This is a genomic window from Nitratidesulfovibrio sp. SRB-5 (assembly GCF_019931275.1).
In the GTDB taxonomy this organism is placed as follows: Bacteria; Desulfobacterota; Desulfovibrionia; order Desulfovibrionales; family Desulfovibrionaceae; genus Cupidesulfovibrio.
Genome location: NZ_JAIOTY010000002.1, coordinates 374,931 through 391,266, shown reverse-complemented (window position 1 = coordinate 391,266; position 16,336 = coordinate 374,931). Strand labels below are relative to the sequence as shown.

The 16,336-nt window shown below is 65.7% G+C and carries 17 protein-coding genes; 7 read left to right on the top strand and 10 right to left on the bottom strand.

Going from position 1 to position 16,336, the window contains the following annotated elements; genetic code table 11:
* Positions 1-19: 19 nt before the first annotated feature.
* Positions 20-1,168: an ABC transporter permease gene (locus K6142_RS09180; protein WP_012612755.1), complete on the bottom strand. Its 1,149-nt coding sequence runs from the start codon at positions 1,166-1,168 to the stop codon at positions 20-22.
* Between the two features lie 349 nt (positions 1,169-1,517).
* Here K6142_RS09180 and K6142_RS09175 point away from each other — a divergent pair, with 349 nt between their 5' ends.
* The 3 genes from K6142_RS09175 to K6142_RS09165 all read left to right on the top strand — a co-directional run bounded on the left by K6142_RS09175 (position 1,518) and on the right by K6142_RS09165 (position 6,629).
* On the top strand, positions 1,518-2,345 hold the full coding sequence (locus K6142_RS09175) for a response regulator (RefSeq protein WP_012612756.1): 828 nt from the start codon (positions 1,518-1,520) through the stop codon (positions 2,343-2,345).
* On the top strand, positions 2,342-3,922 hold the full coding sequence (locus tag K6142_RS09170) for an ATP-binding protein (protein WP_190244496.1): 1,581 nt from the start codon (positions 2,342-2,344) through the stop codon (positions 3,920-3,922). The genes K6142_RS09175 and K6142_RS09170 overlap by 4 nt, the downstream gene beginning before the upstream one ends.
* 376 nt (positions 3,923-4,298) lie before the next feature.
* Positions 4,299-6,629 (top strand): methyl-accepting chemotaxis protein, encoded by a 2,331-nt coding sequence (locus tag K6142_RS09165; protein ID WP_190244495.1) that lies wholly within the window; start codon positions 4,299-4,301, stop codon positions 6,627-6,629.
* A 145-nt stretch (positions 6,630-6,774) separates the two neighbouring features.
* On the opposite strand, the gene K6142_RS09160 is transcribed toward K6142_RS09165, so the two are convergent.
* The gene (locus K6142_RS09160; RefSeq protein WP_190244494.1) at positions 6,775-8,043 is read right to left on the bottom strand and encodes a type II toxin-antitoxin system HipA family toxin; all 1,269 of its coding nucleotides are present in this window, start codon (positions 8,041-8,043) and stop codon (positions 6,775-6,777) included.
* The gene (locus K6142_RS09155; protein WP_190244493.1) at positions 8,033-8,374 is read right to left on the bottom strand and encodes a helix-turn-helix transcriptional regulator; all 342 of its coding nucleotides are present in this window, start codon (positions 8,372-8,374) and stop codon (positions 8,033-8,035) included. The genes K6142_RS09160 and K6142_RS09155 overlap by 11 nt, the downstream gene beginning before the upstream one ends.
* Before the next feature lie 327 nt (positions 8,375-8,701).
* Between K6142_RS09155 and K6142_RS09150 the strand changes: the two genes are divergently transcribed.
* The 4 genes from K6142_RS09150 (at position 8,702) to K6142_RS09135 (ending at position 10,243) form a co-directional block, all read left to right on the top strand.
* A complete protein-coding gene (locus K6142_RS09150; protein WP_190244492.1) occupies positions 8,702-8,923 on the top strand; it encodes a type II toxin-antitoxin system HicB family antitoxin in 222 nt (73 codons plus the stop codon).
* Between the two features lie 190 nt (positions 8,924-9,113).
* The gene (locus K6142_RS09145) at positions 9,114-9,332 is read left to right on the top strand and encodes a helix-turn-helix domain-containing protein (protein WP_223290301.1); all 219 of its coding nucleotides are present in this window, start codon (positions 9,114-9,116) and stop codon (positions 9,330-9,332) included.
* Between the two features lie 331 nt (positions 9,333-9,663).
* Positions 9,664-9,921 carry a type II toxin-antitoxin system RelE family toxin gene (locus K6142_RS09140; protein WP_190244491.1) on the top strand — a complete coding sequence of 86 codons (258 nt, stop codon included), beginning with the start codon at positions 9,664-9,666 and terminating at the stop codon, positions 9,919-9,921.
* The gene (locus K6142_RS09135; protein ID WP_190244490.1) at positions 9,905-10,243 is read left to right on the top strand and encodes a helix-turn-helix domain-containing protein; all 339 of its coding nucleotides are present in this window, start codon (positions 9,905-9,907) and stop codon (positions 10,241-10,243) included. The genes K6142_RS09140 and K6142_RS09135 overlap by 17 nt, the downstream gene beginning before the upstream one ends.
* 173 nt (positions 10,244-10,416) lie before the next feature.
* Here K6142_RS09135 and K6142_RS09130 read toward each other — a convergent pair whose 3' ends face one another.
* The 7 genes from K6142_RS09130 to K6142_RS09100 are packed head-to-tail and all read right to left on the bottom strand — an operon-like array spanning position 10,417 to position 16,335.
* A complete protein-coding gene (locus tag K6142_RS09130; RefSeq protein ID WP_190244489.1) occupies positions 10,417-10,917 on the bottom strand; it encodes a phage tail protein in 501 nt (166 codons plus the stop codon).
* A gap of 3 nt (positions 10,918-10,920) precedes the next feature.
* Positions 10,921-11,244 carry a hypothetical protein gene (locus tag K6142_RS09125; protein ID WP_190244488.1) on the bottom strand — a complete coding sequence of 108 codons (324 nt, stop codon included), beginning with the start codon at positions 11,242-11,244 and terminating at the stop codon, positions 10,921-10,923.
* A 2-nt stretch (positions 11,245-11,246) separates the two neighbouring features.
* Entirely contained in the window at positions 11,247-11,840 is a 594-nt protein-coding gene (locus K6142_RS09120; protein WP_190244487.1) for a hypothetical protein, read from the bottom strand.
* A complete protein-coding gene (locus K6142_RS09115) occupies positions 11,840-14,647 on the bottom strand; it encodes a phage tail protein (RefSeq protein ID WP_223290300.1) in 2,808 nt (935 codons plus the stop codon). The genes K6142_RS09120 and K6142_RS09115 overlap by 1 nt, the downstream gene beginning before the upstream one ends.
* A complete protein-coding gene (locus K6142_RS09110) occupies positions 14,635-15,081 on the bottom strand; it encodes a hypothetical protein (RefSeq protein WP_223290299.1) in 447 nt (148 codons plus the stop codon). Before K6142_RS09110 ends, K6142_RS09115 begins: the two co-directional genes overlap by 13 nt.
* Positions 15,074-15,979: a hypothetical protein gene (locus K6142_RS09105; RefSeq protein ID WP_223290298.1), complete on the bottom strand. Its 906-nt coding sequence runs from the start codon at positions 15,977-15,979 to the stop codon at positions 15,074-15,076. Before K6142_RS09105 ends, K6142_RS09110 begins: the two co-directional genes overlap by 8 nt.
* Positions 15,980-15,981: 2 nt before the next feature.
* Complete coding sequence (locus tag K6142_RS09100) at positions 15,982-16,335, bottom strand: hypothetical protein (protein ID WP_190244485.1); 354 nt, start codon at positions 16,333-16,335, stop codon at positions 15,982-15,984.
* Position 16,336: the final 1 nt, after the last annotated feature.

Genomic DNA, 16,336 nt, shown 5'->3' with positions numbered 1-16,336 from the left:
GTTCCTGTTGCCTGTCGGCCTACTGCTTGAACACCATGGCCGGTTCCAGCCGCAGCACCTGACGGATGCTGAGCGCCGCCGAAACCAGGGTGATGGACAGCACCGCGCCGCCGCCCACCGCCAGAATCAGCGGCGAAAGGCGCATGCCCATGGGGTCGCCGGGCAGGTTGCCCATGATCATGGCCATGCCCACCCCGATGCCGAAGCCGGTGCCCGCCACCAGCAGGGCCTGCGACAGGATCATCAGCAGCAGGGTGCGGTCGTCGGCGCCCATGGCCTTCAGCACGCCGAAGTGGCGCAACGCGTCCTGGGTGAAGTTGTGGAACATCAGCCCGGTGACCACTGCGCCGATGCAGAAGCTCATGAGAATGGTGGTGCCGAAGTGCATGATGATGGCCGTGCGCTTGATGAAGTGCTGCAACGTCCGCGCGCGGAAATCGTCGGCGGTCAGGGCCGTGAGCCCCGTTTCCGACGCAATGCGCGCGGCCAGCGCGCGGTGGTCCTGCCCCGGCTGGGCTTTTACCAGCACGAAGGACATCAGCTTGCGCTCGCTCTTGTTGAACATCTTCACCCGCGAATAGGTGGTATAAAGAGTGGGCTGCGACTGGAAGGTGGGGGTGGCGTTGACCACGCCCACCACCACGGCGCGGCGGTCGTTGACCTCCAGCGCGTCACCCGCGCCCAGGGGGCGCAGGCCGTGGTCCGTCTGCACGGCCAGGCGCTTTGACGCCCCCTCGGCGTCCACCACCACGGCGTCGCCCATGCGCAGGTCGGCCATGCTGCCGGACCGCATGACGCCCGGCGCGCCGATGAGCGACACGTCGTCCACGCCGATGAGCCCGCAGCCCACGGTGTTGCCGTCGGGCAGGCGCACCTTCAGCTGGCCCTTGTGCAGGGGCACGGCCCATTCCACGCCGCTGACGCTGCGCACCAGCGACAGGCGCGTGTCGGGCATGGCCTTCGATTCCTCCACCGACTGGGCCTGCGGGTCCATGACCCAGATGTCGGCAATGGCGATATCGTCGATGAGGCCGTAGGTACGGGCAAGAATGCTGGCGAACACGGCGGGCTGCTGGGTCATTATCAGCGAGGTGAAGGCCAGGCTCAGCACCATGCCGAGGTACTTGCCCCGGTTGGCGAGCAGCATCTTGAGCGCTATCTGGTACATGCGGATTCCGATGGCTGTTGGTGCCGCGCATTCCTTTCGCAGGGGCGGAGAGCGAAACGGGAAGCCGGAGCGCCGACGTTGCATGCGGCGCCCGACGGCCTGCGCCGGGACCATCCCGGCGATTCGGGGAGGAAGGGGGAAAACCGCCCGGCCCGTTTGCCTCCCCTGCGAAAAGGAACGACGCGTGACCGGGGTTCTAGCCTCGCGGCGTAACCGGTGTATGTGTTGCCCGTTGCCGCTCCGTTGCCGCAACAGGCAAAGTGTTGCCGCGTATTGCACCCGGCGCGGCGGAAACACTGTGTTGCAAAAAACCCGTGCACGGGCTGCGGCGCGGCGCTATAGGTGGCCCATGAACACCCCGGAACACATCCTGGTCGTGGACGACGACCCCGAAATCCGCGCCCTGCTCACAGGCTATCTGGACAAGCACGGCTTTCGCGCCGAATCCGCCGCCGACGGCAGCGAAATGTTCCGCATGCTCGAGGTGGGCCGCTACGACCTCGTGGTGCTGGACGTGATGCTGCCCGGAGACGACGGGCTGACCCTGTGCCGCAAGCTGCGCGCCCGGTCCGAATTGCCGGTGATCATGCTGACCGCGCTGGACGACGACACCGACCGCATCATCGGGCTGGAACTGGGCGCCGACGACTACGTGGCCAAGCCGTTCAACCCGCGCGAACTGGTGGCCCGCATCCGCACCGTGCTGCGCCGCGCCCGCGCCCTGCCCGAAAACATCGCCAAGGCAGAGCCGGAGGCCATGTCGCGCACCATCCGCTTTGCCGGGTGGACGCTGGACACGGTGCCGCGCCACCTGGTGGCCCCGGACGGGGTGGTGGTGAACCTGAGCGGCGCGGAATACCGTCTGCTACGGTTTTTCTTGAAGTATCCCAACAGGGTGATGAGCCGCGACCAGTTGCTGGACCTGACCCAGGGCCGCGCGGCGGAAGCCTTTGACCGGTCCATAGACGTGCTGGTCAGCCGCCTGCGCACCCGGCTGCGCGACAACGGACGCGAGCCGCAGATCATCAAGACCGTGCGCGGCGACGGCTACTACCTGGCCACCGACGTGGAACGCGATGCCGGAACCGATGGTGCCCCCAATGGCGCAACGGATGGCGCAACGGGCTTCGGGCCCGGCACGCCCCCTCGTCCCTTCCCGGGCCCGGCAGACGCATGACACCCGCCAACGCCGCCCCCCCGGCCGCAAGGCCGCCGTTCCCCTTCGCGCGGCTTCTGGCGGCACTGCCCCCGCGCACCCTGCGCGGCAGGGTGGTGCTGGTGCTGGCGTGCGGCATGGTGCTCATCCAGATCGTCAGCATGCTGTACGTGGTCACGCGCGGCGGACCGTTCGTCTACAGTTCCGTGGCCCGCCAGGCCGCCATGCGCCTTGCGGGGCAGGCCCTGCTGCTGGATGCCGCCCGGCCCGATGTCCGGACGGACATGATCGGACAGATGGTGCAGGGTGCCAGCCGCATCGCCCTGACCGCCACCCCGCCCATCACCCCCCATGGCAGCATGCCCCCGTCCGAAGTGTCCGGCGCACCGGGCACGCCGGGCACGTCCGGCACACCGGGCATGCCCGCCCTGGCCGCCGACGTGTATTCCGCCATCTTCGCGGACCATCTGCGCGGGCTGCTGGCCCCGGACATGCAGCTTGTCTGCCGGGTGGACGGCATTGCCCGCGACGTGGGGCGCCGCCCGCCGCCACCACCGGGCCGCGCCGACGACGGCCATTACGACATCGGCTACACCGTGGGCATACGCCTGCGCGATGGCATGTGGGCTGTATTCACCCACGTGCTGCCCGGTGGTGACCGGCCATGGATACCCCACCCCATGCTGTGGGATCTGGGCTGGCGCATCGTGGGCGTGGCCCTGCTGGGCCTGATCGTGGTGGGCTGGATGACCCGTCCCCTGCGCATGCTGGCCGACGCCGCCGACGAATTCGGCGCCGGGCTGGTGCGCGCGCCCCTGCCGGAGCGCGGCCCGCTGGAAATCCGCCGCGCGGCGCAGGCCTTCAACCGCATGCAGGACCGCATCCGCCAGTTCGTGGACGAGCGCGGGCGGCTGCTGGCCGCCATCTCGCACGACCTGCGCACCCCGGTCACCCGCATGCGCCTGCGCGCGGACCAGGTGGAGCCGCCGGAACTGCGCGAACGGTTCCTGACGGACCTTGACGAAATACGGGACCTGCTTTCCACCACCATCGACTTCGTGCGCAGCACCGACAGCCGCGAGGCCACCGCCGCCGTGGACGTGGCCGCCCTGCTGGAAAGCCTGGCCGAGGACTGCCTGGACCTGCATGCGGGGCAAACGGGACAGACCATACAGGCGGGACAGGCAGGGCAGACGCCGCTGCGCATTACCGTGCACGGCACCGCCGAAGGGCGCCCCACCCACATCCAGGCCCAACCCCTGGCGCTGAAGCGCTGCCTGTCCAACCTGCTGGAAAACGCGGTGCGGTACGGCGGCGGACAGGTGGACGTGGAAGTGCGGGACACGGGCGACACGCTGACCGTGGCCATCCGCGACAGGGGCCCCGGCCTGCCGGAACACTGCACGGACAAGGTGTTCGAACCGTTCTTCCGCGTGGAGCATTCGCGCAACCGCCAGACCGGCGGCAGCGGCCTTGGCCTGTCCATCGCCCGCAACATCGCCCGACAGCACGGCGGCGACATCATCCTGGCCAACCGCGAGGGCGGCGGACTGGAAGCCCTGCTGCACCTGCCCCGCGTGCACCGCGAACGCACGTAATCCACCACCACCCCGAAGGACCGGGGCACCCCGGCGTGTCCCGCCCCTTTCCCCGCGTCCCTCCCCACAGGCGCGTATTCGCCGCGCGCCCGGCATTGCGCCTTGTGCGCACCCGCCCGTCACGCTGGCCCCACTACCATCAAAGGCCCGCCGCCCCCCTCTGCCGCGCCGTGTTTCACGCCTGCCAGAATGCGTACCTTTTCGCAGCTGCCTGAAATCGCAAGAATTTCGGATTCAGGCACTCCACATGCAGCCCTCATTAGAATATACCCCGCTGCCATCCCACGGAAAATATTGTAAAATATCTCCCCACTCACTAACTTCTTCGGCATTGCTGCCGATGAAACAGAGAGGGAAGCATCATCAGGGAGGCATCATGCGGGGCACTACGGGATTTTTCGACAGGCTGAACACCCGGATCGGCGCGCTGGTTGTCGCGCTTCTGGCGACCGGTTTCGGCGGGCTGGGCTGGTACGTCACTTCCGCCACCACGAACCTGGCGCTGCACCTGCGGCAAAGCAGTTCCCAGGGCTTGGTGGACACGGCGCAGGTAGCCGCCGACATCACGCTGGAAAACCAGAAGAAGCTGGCCGTCGCCCTGGCCCGGCAACGGGCCATCGTGGAAGCCGTCGTGGATGGCCACGACGAGAACGACGTGGCCCAGAACCGCCTGCGCGACTACCTGCGCACCTACAAGGAAATCTGGTCGGCCTACGCCTTTGACAAGCGCGGGATGGTGGTGGCCGGGGGCAACAACGGCGGCGCCGACGAGCGCGGCCGGGACAAGAGCGGCTACGCCGTGGTCCGGCAGGTGCTGAACGGCAGTGAAATGGCCCTGGACAAGACCGTGGTCAGGGGGGACGGCGACCGGATGATCTTCCGCATGGCCACCGCGCTGCGCGACGCATCCGGGGCGCTCATCGGCGGGGTGCAGGTGGCGTTCGACTTCAACGCCTTCACCGAGGCCGCCATTTCGCCCATCAAGGTCGGGCAGACCGGCTACCTGTACATTCTGGACAACGAAGGCACCTTCATCGCCCACCCGGACCCGTCCATGCTGCAGCAACCGGGCAAGGACCTGCCCTTCGTGCGCGAAATGCTGGCCAGCCCGCGCGGCACGTTGCAGTACGAATTCAAGGGCGATCGCAAGCTGGCGGCCTACAGCCGCATTACCCAGACCGGCTGGATCATGGCCAGCACCGTGAACGAATCGGAACTGCTGGAGGAGGCGTACGCCCTGCGCTACGTGGTGGCGGGCATTGCCGCGCTGGTCTGCGTGGTGCTGGCCACCATGGTGGTGCTGATGCTGCGCAGGCTGGTGATGCTGCCGTTGCAGGCCGTGGGGCAATTCACGGCGGACATCGCCGGGGGCAACTACGGCACCACGCTGGACGGCAACTTCAGCTGCGAACTGGCGGAACTGGCCGACAACACCAGGCGCATGAAGGACAGCATCAAACACGAACTGGGCTTTGCCCGGGGCGTGCTGGAAGGCATTCCCACCCCGTGCGGCATCGTGGCGCCCGATTTCACCATGTCCTGGGCCAACACCCAGGTCTGTGAACTGCTGGGCAGGCCAAAGCCCCCCCCGGACTACTACGGTATGAAATCCGGCGAGTTCTACTGGTTCGACCCCAATCGCGAAACGCTGTCCGACAAGGCCATCAAGGAACGGCGCACCCTGACGGGACAGACGGTGTGGACGTCGCAGGACGGCGCGCGCACCGTGCACCTCGACGTGGTGACAACTCCGTTCTACGACATGGACGGCGAACTGCTTGGCTCCATCTCGTTCTGGAACGACATCAGCGAGATGGTGGAGAAGCAGCGCCAGATCGAAGCCCAGCGTGACCGCATCGCCGATGCGGCCCGCGCGGCCATGGACGTTTCGGCCCGGCTGTCCACGGCGGCGGAAGAACTGGCGTCGCAGATAGAGGAATCCAGCCGGGGCACGGAAAACCAGAAGACCCGCGTTTCCGAATCGGCCACCGCCGTGGAACAGATGAACGCCTCCATCCTGGAAGTGGCGCGCAGCGCGGGCAATGCGGCTGAAAATGCCGACCTGGCCCGTTCACGCGCCGAACAGGGCGAACAGGTGGTGCGGGATACCGTGGGCTCCATCAGCGCCCTGCGCGACCGCATGACCGAAATGGGCGGCAGCCTGCATGAACTGGGCAAGCAGGCCGACGGCATTGGCGCCATCATCGACATGATCTCGGACATCGCCGACCAGACCAACCTGCTGGCCCTTAACGCGGCCATCGAGGCGGCCCGCGCGGGCGACGCCGGACGCGGGTTCGCCGTGGTGGCGGACGAAGTGCGCAAGCTGGCGGAAAAGACCATGAGCGCCACCAGCGAGGTGGGCCAGGTCATCCGGGCCATCCAGCAGGTGACCCAGAAGAGCGTGGACCTGATGGGCCTTGCCGGAACCGACGCGAACACCTCGGCGGAACGGTCGGCCCAGGCCGGGGCATCGCTGCACGAGATCCTCAGGGTTTCCGTGGATACGGCGGACATGGTGCGGTCCATCGCATCCGCCGCCGAGGAACAGTCGGCGACCAGCGAGCAGATCGCCCGCGCCACCGAGGAGCTGAACGTCATCTCCAGCGAGACGGCAGAGGCCATGAACCAGTCGGCCCTGGCCATTGCCGAAGTGGCCCGCATGGCCGAGGAACTGCGCGCCATCATCGAGGGCATGAAGTCGTAGCGGTGATGGCGCAGAAAAAGACATGGCAAAGGCCCCCGGAAACGGGGGCCTTTTGCGTGGCGGCAAGCCATTCCTTCAGGCTCGGCCACCTGATCGAAATGGTGACGGATGCATGCGCGCCTTGCAGGTCAGGCAGGCCTTTGCATCACTGCCCGGACACCAGGGCAAAGCGTTCTTCCAACCTGGAGATATCCGCCCCGGACACGCCGCATTCCTCGAAATGCTCGCGCCAGCCGCGCATCTCGTGCCGCATCAGTGCCACAACTTCTTCGGCCTCGGCCCGGCGCAGGCCAAACGGCTCGGGCATGCTCAACACGTTTTCCACGGATGCCTCGCGTCCTTTGCTCCCACAGGCCAACGCCAGTTCTGGCCGGGCAAACCGGATCTGGGCGGGCACCACGTCGAAAACCGGAGTCAGGGCAATTCCGTTGCGACGCACGAAGAATGCGTGGTTTCTCGGGTGGTCGTCCACGTTGCGGCACAGCACGTTGAACGCCATGCGCCGGAACAGTTCGTGCCCGGCCCGCTCGTCGCCGTGCTGCCGCGCCACCTGGGCAAGATCCTGATACGCCCCCCAGTCGCCATCCTCGCTGATCCTGCGGTTGAGCGTGAACCCGGAAACGAAGTGTACCGGCTCGCCAGCATCGTCCCGGTCAAAGCGGCGCACCAGCAACACGCCGACGCCATCCGCCTCCACCAGCCGGGTCCGCGCGGCAGCAATGCCGCACCGCGCGGCCAGGGTCATGGTGGCGTGTTCCACGCGCGGCTCATCCCATACGTCCCCCCGCTTGGGGAACTTGGCGATATAATCGACGCCGTTCACGTTCACCAGGGCTTTGGGCCGACCTCCGCCGACGCTCAGGGATGACGCCAGGGCCCGCAGGAACACATCCTCGGGCAGCGTGCGGCGCAACGCATCCAGGTCCGCATCGTCGTCGATTTCGTCAACCTTGGCCACCACGCGGCCCACCCGGGCAAGATCGCCTTCATTCAGGGAAAATATCTCGCCCGTGGCCCACGGAGCCATGGACTCTGGCCCAGCCGGGGTGCCGCCGAAAGCCAGCGCTCCGATCCGGTTGCGGGAATGCGCTGCGGTGAGCACCTCCACTTCGGACAAGGTGCCCGCCGGACGACCGGCCAGCAACGCCAGCAGCTTGCGCCCCCACTTGTCCGGGGCGGCATCGCGCAGGGCAGGGAAAATGGCGGAGCCCGAAGGGCTTGTGGCCACGTGCCCCATGTACAGCGGCAGGGATACCGGATCTATGGGAATGGCATCGGGCCGGCCTGCGTAATTGCGGCCATAGCCCAGGGTACACCGCCGCCCCCCGGCGTAGTCCGTGAGCAGGGCGGCGGGCACGTAGCCCTGTCCCTTCAGCCAGACAAAGACGTAGATGGGAGCGCCGCTAGAAGTCATACCTGGTGTCCCGAGCCTCGCGAACGCGTTGCGGCAGCTTGGTTTCCGCCAGGAACTTGCCCTGCTCGTCCCTGTCAGGGTCGGCCACCAACCGCAAGTCGCCCTCCAGTTGCAATGCCCACAGCACGCTGGCCAAAATGCCCAGCCCCACGCCCGGCTCACCTGCCTCGATACGCTGGATGGTCCGCCGCGAGGTATGCGCCAGCCGGGCCAACCGCAACTCGCTGAGGCCACGCCGCTTGCGCGCGATCTGGATGTTCCGTCCCAGTTCCGCGCACAGGGCCGCCAGTTCCTGCGGCAATGACCTGTCCGTTCTCTTTGCCGTGCTCATGACTAAAATATTATCCATTAACCTTGTTAAAGCAACTTTTTTTAGTCATTTTCTCGGCATCAGGACATTCTTCGCAAGAATACGACTGGCTCAAAGCATGCCGTGGAGTGCGTTGCCCCCGGTGAAAAACGCGCGCGAGATGTTCGGTCAACGCGCGCACAGGCATGGCTACAAAAAACCAGCCCGGCACACCCGCACGCTCTCTCTTCACTTGATTGCTGTTGCACCTGTGGGCTTTCATGACTATACGCGGGCTTTACGGAATTGGCATTTCCGGACATGTGCCCGAGAAACTTGTCGCGGCTGCCCGACAGGAAAAGAACACGCATGCACTGCACCATTGAAGTCGAACGGGAAGAAGACGGGCGCTGGCTGGCCGAAGTCATGGAACTTCCCGGCGTGATGCCCTATTCCCCATCGGCGGAGATGGCGGCCACCAAGGCCTTTGCCCTGCGTGCCATTGCCGACCGGCTGGAATACGGCGATTCTGTGCCCGGCATCGAGCAGATCACCTTCTCCACCAGCAATGAGCCATTGGCCCTCCGTTAAGGCCCGCAGACTGCTGGCCGCGTTGCTGCGCATCGGCTGGCAAGAAAAGCGTCGCGCCGGTTCCCACCGTACCCTTGAACGCTCCGGGTGACCTGACCATGTGTTTTCCTTCCATGACCAGGGAGAATCGGCCCCCGCATGCTGGCCCGCATGCCCGCCATACCCGCCTGACGCCAGAGAACCTGTAGCCGTGTTGCCCGAATCGATTCTCGACATGTCCCCTGTCGCCATCTTGTGCGGCCTGCGTTACCGCGAGGGCATGACCCAGGCTGAGCTTGCGCGCCGCACAGGCATTCCGCAACGGCACATCAGCGAGATGGAAAACAACCGCCGTCCCATCGCCACGCAGAACGCCCGCAAGCTGGCCGAAGCGTTGAGTTGCCCCCCAACGCGCTTCCTTTCCACATAGCCGCAGGCCGACATCCCTCAAACCTGCCGCCAAGGCTGTGCGGACCATCGTGCGACCTTACCCGCCCAGAAAACGGAAAGAGAGCCAGACTTGCATCTGGCTCTCGATGTTACAATGGTGGGCGGTGAGGGGATCGAACCCCCGGCATTCGGCTTGTAAGGCCCAATTATTGCTGCCAAGTTCCTATTTTAAATACACTTCCATTTTCAAAAAACCGCACAGGCTAGTATGATTCACCGTGGTCCGGGTGAGTCACGAGTGAGCCGTGAAAGCCTCCCGGGCTTTCGTCTTCCTCCTTGCCACAAAACTTATTCCGACTTATTAAAAACTCATGACGCGCATCGAATGGGCACTGAAGGCGGTAAAGCAACTGCGCAAGCTGCCGCAGGCGGAGCAGGTGAAGGTGCACGCCGCCGTGGGTGCCCTTGCCGAGTGGCCGGACGTGCGCAACGTCAAGGCGCTGGTCAACCGGGTTGACTATCGGCTGCGCGTCGGGCGCTACCGCGTCCTGTTCCATGTGACGCCCGATGGCGAGTTGACCGTCATCAACATCGACGAGGTGAGAAAGCGCGATGAACGCACCTACTGAACACCAAATCATCCGGCACAACGGGCAGCCCGTGGCCGTCGTGGTGCCCTACGCGGAGTATGTTCGGGCCTTCGGTCCACAGGCCGGGCCGGAACCCACCGTTCCGCACGATGTGGTGGGACGCGTGGTCAACGATGGCGTTTCCCCCTGCCGGGCATGGCGCGAGCATCTTGGGCTGACGCAAGCCGAAGTGGCCGCCCGCATGGGCGTCACCCAGTCCGCCTATGCCCAGATGGAAGCCAGCGACGCGAAGCTCCGCGTCGCAACCCGACGCAAAATCGCTGCCGCCCTTGGCGTGGCGGTCGAGTTGCTCGACCTGTAGCCTGGCTCTTCCGCACCTCATCGGCATGTGCCTCGGAACACCAGAGGTCTTGCCTGCTTCATCCGTTGCGTCTCACGAACAAAGAAAAACGAGACACAACGCTCTTTGTGGCGCACAGCCGAGGCACAAAGACATGTCGCCGCCTCTAGCCAACGGGCCAACCCCAAAACGCCTCACACCAAGAACCCCACCTCCACCGCCCTCACATCTTCCACAGCACCGACGGCCATCACAGCCGCCGCAAGGTCGCGCTGCTGTTCTGCCAACCGCTGCCGCGCATAGTCGAGCCCTTCCGGGTCGCTGACGGCCAACAGAGCCGCCTCCACCGCCACCACGGTGGGCGCAGGGTTCGACAACGCCACAAGACCCGCCAGGGCGGCGTCATGGGCCTTGGCGATCTCAGCCAGCTTCGCGGCCCTGGCCTCTTCAAGCGTCGCCTCCGACGGCGGGGCATCTTCGACTTGCCGCACCGCCTCCCACGCATCGACCACAGACTGCCAAGCCGAGATGTCCTCCAACTTCTCGTTGGGCGTGCCGTCGTTGAACTCCACGTGGCCCGCCTGCCCGTCCCACTGCACGGCATGCAGGCTGTCAGGCAACCCGGACAGGTCCACGGACAGGGCGCGCCCGTCCACGATCACCACGTTGTCGTCCCGGATGATGGTCAGTCGCATGAATTAGCCCTCCACCTGCTGCTGATGTCCTGCAATCACCCGCTCCCGGTTGCTCATGCTGGCAAGGCGCACGATCTCCCCGATCCCGGCCATGGTCGCCCCGCTGGCCTTCACCATCTCGTTGCGGAACGACTCAACCGCCGCCGCGCCCTGGCGCGCCTCTTGCGCATTCTCAATGAGCAGGATGGGCAGCCAGGCAACCGCGCACCCCCACTCGTCGATATCCTGTCCCGTTTGCGGATGCTTGCCCCGCAACTGGATGTACCAGCGGCACGTATCCCTACATGCTTTGAACCCGTTCAACGGGCACTTGTCCTGCTTCTTCATGGCTAGTCCTTCTGGGCGATGATGAGGTCCACGTATTTCACGCGCATGTCCAGCCCGTGGGAATGGGCACCGCCTGAACCTGCATTATTTGTTGAGAGTATTCCGCCCAGCCAGGGATCAGAATATTGGGACACACCGTGTCCGGCATTGCCGCCCCCGCCATAATAACGAACACTAGTACTGTGCCCATGACTTGGCATGTGCGCCGTCGTCAGCGTGAACGCATCCGTCGCCGTCCTGCCGAACAGCGTGGAAAAGCCCACGCTGCCGCCGCTCCCCACTGCGCCGCTGACAACCCGCAGCGCCTTGTCGTTGTGGCTGGCGTCCTTGGTCCAGCCCGTGGGCGCCGTGGATTGCTGGAACAGCATCCGGGTGCCGGGCTCAAACCCGCCCCCGCCTCCGGCCGCTTTCCACGTCACAGGGTCCGTGCCCACCAACATCCACAAACTGTTGTCGTCCACCTGCCGGGCCAGCTTCCCGATGCCGCTGGCATCGACGCCCACGCCCGTCTCGCGCGCCGCTTGGGTGGCGAACTCCCACGCATAAGGCACATGCATGTTGTCAGGGCCTTTCAACCCTCCGTGCATCGTCGTCATCAGAACACCCCCATGACCTGCTGCGGCTCACCATTCACCAACGCGTAGAGCGGCACCTCCACGCCGTTTTCGATCACCGTCACCGGTCGGATAGCCCCGGAGGGCGTGTTGAGTTGGTAGTCCACGTCAACGGTCAGGCCGTCCGCCACACTGCCGGTGTGGGTGACAGCAAAGCGGTACATGTGCCCCACTTCGATGTTGCGAGCGAGGAACGAGGGGTATGGGGTCTTGTCGAGGTACACCCACTCGTCGGCATCAGCCCCCAGCCTCCGCACGAACACGCGCCACTCCAGGGCCGTTCCGCGCCATGCCAGGGAGATGAGCTTCTTGCTCACCAAGTCCTCGTTGGCGTCGATGATCGTGGTCACGAGGCCCACCACTGCGGGCAGGTTGGCCGCGCTGTCGGTTTGTGGCGCCACGCCTTCGTCGGCATAAACCGCCTCGTCGTACTCCAGCGCTTTGAGCGTCACACGCATGTCGCTAGAGCGACTCAGCGAGCGCACCCGGTACCACCGCGTCACCCGCTGCACCTCGCCCACAGCGGCGGAACAGCCGGGGGACGGCACCCGCCCCCACGGAGCCGCGAGCGTCAGCGTATCGGTCAGAGTCGATTCGGCCACGGAGGCAAGGGGCCTCACCTCGACCTTCTCCACGCCCTCCACGTCGCCCGCCACATCCACATGCGCCAGCCGCACCTCGTAGGCCGTTCCGGGCTCAAGCTGCACGGGGCGGCTCAGCTTCACCGTGGTCTCGGTGGCCGACAGCACCACGCCCGATTGCGTGGCCATGAGCCGGTCGGCCGCAACTTGAATCACCGAACCGCGCCGGATGTGCGGCCCAAGGGCACGCCAAAGCAACGTGAGGTCCACGCGGCGGCTCAGGTAGCGGTTACATCGGTTGATGTACTCTCCGGCCCGCTGCGCTCCCTCATCGCTGTTGCAAGGATACAGGGTGATCTGCGCCACCGTCGGCGGTCGGTCCACCACCGCGTTGAAGAAGTCGCCGGGGGCGAAAGCCACCTGCTTGCCCCGTTCCGGATCGAACCAGGTGATCTCGCACCCGTCGGCCAAGTCATCCGAGTTCGGGTATTCGAGGCCCAGCGTCCCTTGCAGGATGTCGGCGGAGGTGACCAGGAACGCGGCATCCGGCAAGGCCACGGGGCGGTCGCTGATGCACACGATCTTCGTACCCACCCTGTCCACGATGAACCGCCCGAACTGCCCCAGATACCCGAGCGCGGTTTCCAGCGTGCACTGGGTGTCCCAATACATCGAGCCTTTCAGACCTTTGAGCTCACACCACTCGGCGGCCTCCACGAACGACGGAACGTCGATGCTTTCCACGGGCTCGCCCGCGCCCCAACGGGTGTTGGTGATCAATTCCAGCGCAGCCCACGCCATGTTGCCGATGTCGCGGCTGACGGCCCCGCCCTGCCCATCCGGCAGCATGGCCGTCATGCGCCTTGCGCTGCACGTGACCTTCGGCGCGCTGCCGTTGAGTTTGTCCGTGGGGAGCGCCCTGATCGCCAGCAAGGCGCAGTGCGGCAGCCGGAAGTCATCCGGCACGATCTCGTGTGTGTATTCGAGCCAGGTGTCCGAGATGTAGCGGTCACCGGTCGGAGGCGCGACGGGGTGTCGGTAGCGCACCTCGTGCCGCCCCTCGGGCACCTCAAACTCGTAGTAGCGCATGATCGCGGCACGCTTGGCCCCGGAAATTGACACCGTGCCCAGGTCCGTCCACTCCGTCTCCCCGTGGAGGCGGTGCTGGAACTGCACCTGCACGGTCACCGGGTCCAGCCCGCCCTTGTCGTTGGCGTACCCGAGGCCGGACGCGCACTGCACGCCGAAGCCCAGCTTTCGCACCCCGGTGCCGTCCAGCACCACCTCGTGCCAGTCCGTGGAGAGCTTGACCGTCACCCCTTCGGTCCGTTCGGTGATCGCGTCGTTGAACCACGGGAGGACGTCCTGTCCTTCCGTTCCGAGCCGGATGTCGATTTCGAGGCCCTCGTAGTTGCCAGCCTTGTTCCCGTCGATCCGGACATCGAAAACCTCATCCACCGGGCCCTCGGAGATGAGGAACAGACCGTTCCACAACCGCCGGTCACCCGAGGTCGAAAGGTGCTGCGTCAGCTTGGTTGGGGTGAAGTTGTGCTTCTCGCCTTGGAGCACGGGTACCGGTCGCCCCGGCTCCATGGGGTTGGCCTGCGCGCTGAACCCATATGTGGGCGAGTTGTCCATCGGATTCTGACCCAGCCCCTGCCCCAATGACGGCTTGGCCGAAGGGATGAAGGCGTTGACCCCCACCGCTCCCACCAGGGCCACAGCCGCAGTGCCAAGCCCGGTCATGGTCCCCACGGACAAGGTGGAAACAAGACCGTATGCGCCAATGGCGTTTTCAAAACCAAGTGCAAGCATGCCACCAACAGCAGGCGCGGCAAGCATCACCGCCATCATCGCCACTGCGGCAATGGTATTCGACCCCCCACCACCGCCGTCGCCCGGCACCAAGGCCACGGATAACCCGTCACCCGGCCGCACGATGTAGCGCTCCGCCTCCTCGAAGGACAGGAGACGCCCGCTCACGGAAAAGAGTAGGTCCAGCCCCTCATCGATGAGCATGCCCTCGGGCCACCGCGCATCAAGGATGTCGGCAATAGTCAGCCATGGTCGCCACTCCACCCACTCACTCACCACCTGCGTGAGATCGAGGCAATTCAGGTGGAGCACGAGCAGCACGTCGTCCGCCCGCACCCTCATTGCGGGCGGGAAGAACGGGACGGAGTTGTCGGCAGGGGTCAACCGTTCCATACGTAGAACCCGGCGATGAGCCTGGCATAGGGCGAGGTATCCAGCCGATCCGCATGCACCTGCATGTTGCGCTGGATGTGCGCGAACCGGCAGGAATCGAACACTACGCCCACATGGTCCACGAAATCCCGATGGCGGGGGCTGGTGCGCAGGGCCACGACGGCCCCCGGCTCCGGTCCCGCCAACACCTTCCATTCGCCGCTTTGCAACGCCCTCTCGTAGAGGCCATGCCGATCAACGGCAGAGGCAGGCGGAACGATGTTGGGCACCCGACGCCCGAACACAGCGGACAGGGCCATCACGAAGCCCCAGCAGTCGTACAGGGGCACCCGGCGCACCGGGCACATCTCGCCCCGGCCGCGCCGCCGGAACTGCCCGGACAAAACGTGACGCAACTGCTCGGCCTGTCCCTGAGGCAACACGAGGCTAGCCAAAGAGAGCCCCCTTCCCGATGAACGGGAACCCGCCGAAACGCTCGAACCGCCCAGAGTCCAGCGTCTGGTCGATGAGCTTGCAGTTGGTGGCGGTATGGCGACAGGCGGCCACATGGGGGCACTCGTCCGGGCGCAGCCAACTGCAATAGTCCCGCATGATGCGCCGCCTCGGCACCATGCGGCCCATGGTGTTGAGCGTGCCCAAGGTGAAGTGTACCTTGTCGCCGGGGGCCGGAATCGAAATACCCAGGTCAACAAGGGCAAGCTCGTGCGTGGGTTCCGGGTCATCAAGCAAAGCCGTGTTGACCACCAGCACCCGAACCTTGCACGACACCCGGCCATGCTGCTTCCGCCAGTCCTCCAACTCCTCGACGTACTTCTGGGGCACCCCGCCAGCATTGAACACCGTGAGTGTCAGCGTACCCCGACGCGCGCCCTCGCCCTCGGCCCAGTCCTCATGCTCGAAATTCATGGCCTGCCAGAGCCGCGTTTCTTCCGGCCCCAGAATGGCGCGTACCTTGCCGCCGAAGTCCGGCCGGGCCACCAGCCGATATGCACCTGCGGGCTGCCCCTGGAGGGTGTCCTCGCTGCGGCAGTGGAACACTGCCACCTCAAACCACGCCTCGCCCTCGGCGCGCTCCAGAGCCACCGAACCGCTCCAGTCACCATCCCCCACGGAGAAGGTCAGCCCCCCCGCCTCCGACAGGTCAAAGGCCACTTCGTCGCCGGGCTGGGCCAAGTCGCCAACCTGCGCATCGGTCAGGGGCCATACCCACGACTGAGGATCACGCGCGAAACGCATGGTGCGCCCGGTGGGCAGCCCCACTTCCAGAAACAGCAGGTAAGGACTCCCCCCGTGGCGGCGATTGCGTTCGATGATCTGGGCAAGCGTGGCCATGATCACTCCACGCGCCGGATAGGCTGGATAGTGCATTGCACGGCGAGCCTGCCGGGCGTGTCCCGCGACTCGTTGTGCGTGATGGCGTTGGACACGAAGCGGGCCTCCCACTGCACGCCGGTGCGCGGTCGCACCCACAGGAACGGCGTGGACCGCTGGTTGGCATGGAATGCCACAAGGGTGTCGAAGTCGGCGTAGCTCATGGCCGTCCACTCCAACCGCATGGGCTGTTGCCGGGGCACCGAGAAACGCGGCCGGGCAGCATCGTCCCCGGTCTCCATGTTCGCCTCGTCCAGCGGGTCGAAAATCCCCCCGGACATGGACGATGGCACGGCGATGTCAGGCCAGACGTTCATG

Coding starts and splice junctions, on each gene's coding strand:
- K6142_RS09180 (WP_012612755.1), bottom strand. CDS start 1,168: ATGTACCAGATAGCGCTCAAGATGCTGCTCGCCAACCGGGGCAAGTAC.
- K6142_RS09175 (WP_012612756.1), top strand. CDS start 1,518: ATGAACACCCCGGAACACATCCTGGTCGTGGACGACGACCCCGAAATC.
- K6142_RS09170 (WP_190244496.1), top strand. CDS start 2,342: ATGACACCCGCCAACGCCGCCCCCCCGGCCGCAAGGCCGCCGTTCCCC.
- K6142_RS09165 (WP_190244495.1), top strand. CDS start 4,299: ATGCGGGGCACTACGGGATTTTTCGACAGGCTGAACACCCGGATCGGC.
- K6142_RS09160 (WP_190244494.1), bottom strand. CDS start 8,043: ATGACTTCTAGCGGCGCTCCCATCTACGTCTTTGTCTGGCTGAAGGGA.
- K6142_RS09155 (WP_190244493.1), bottom strand. CDS start 8,374: ATGAGCACGGCAAAGAGAACGGACAGGTCATTGCCGCAGGAACTGGCG.
- K6142_RS09150 (WP_190244492.1), top strand. CDS start 8,702: ATGCACTGCACCATTGAAGTCGAACGGGAAGAAGACGGGCGCTGGCTG.
- K6142_RS09140 (WP_190244491.1), top strand. CDS start 9,664: ATGACGCGCATCGAATGGGCACTGAAGGCGGTAAAGCAACTGCGCAAG.
- K6142_RS09135 (WP_190244490.1), top strand. CDS start 9,905: ATGAACGCACCTACTGAACACCAAATCATCCGGCACAACGGGCAGCCC.
- K6142_RS09130 (WP_190244489.1), bottom strand. CDS start 10,917: ATGCGACTGACCATCATCCGGGACGACAACGTGGTGATCGTGGACGGG.
- K6142_RS09125 (WP_190244488.1), bottom strand. CDS start 11,244: ATGAAGAAGCAGGACAAGTGCCCGTTGAACGGGTTCAAAGCATGTAGG.
- K6142_RS09120 (WP_190244487.1), bottom strand. CDS start 11,840: ATGACGACGATGCACGGAGGGTTGAAAGGCCCTGACAACATGCATGTG.
- K6142_RS09115 (WP_223290300.1), bottom strand. CDS start 14,647: ATGGAACGGTTGACCCCTGCCGACAACTCCGTCCCGTTCTTCCCGCCC.
- K6142_RS09105 (WP_223290298.1), bottom strand. CDS start 15,979: ATGGCCACGCTTGCCCAGATCATCGAACGCAATCGCCGCCACGGGGGG.
- K6142_RS09100 (WP_190244485.1), bottom strand. CDS start 16,335: ATGAACGTCTGGCCTGACATCGCCGTGCCATCGTCCATGTCCGGGGGG.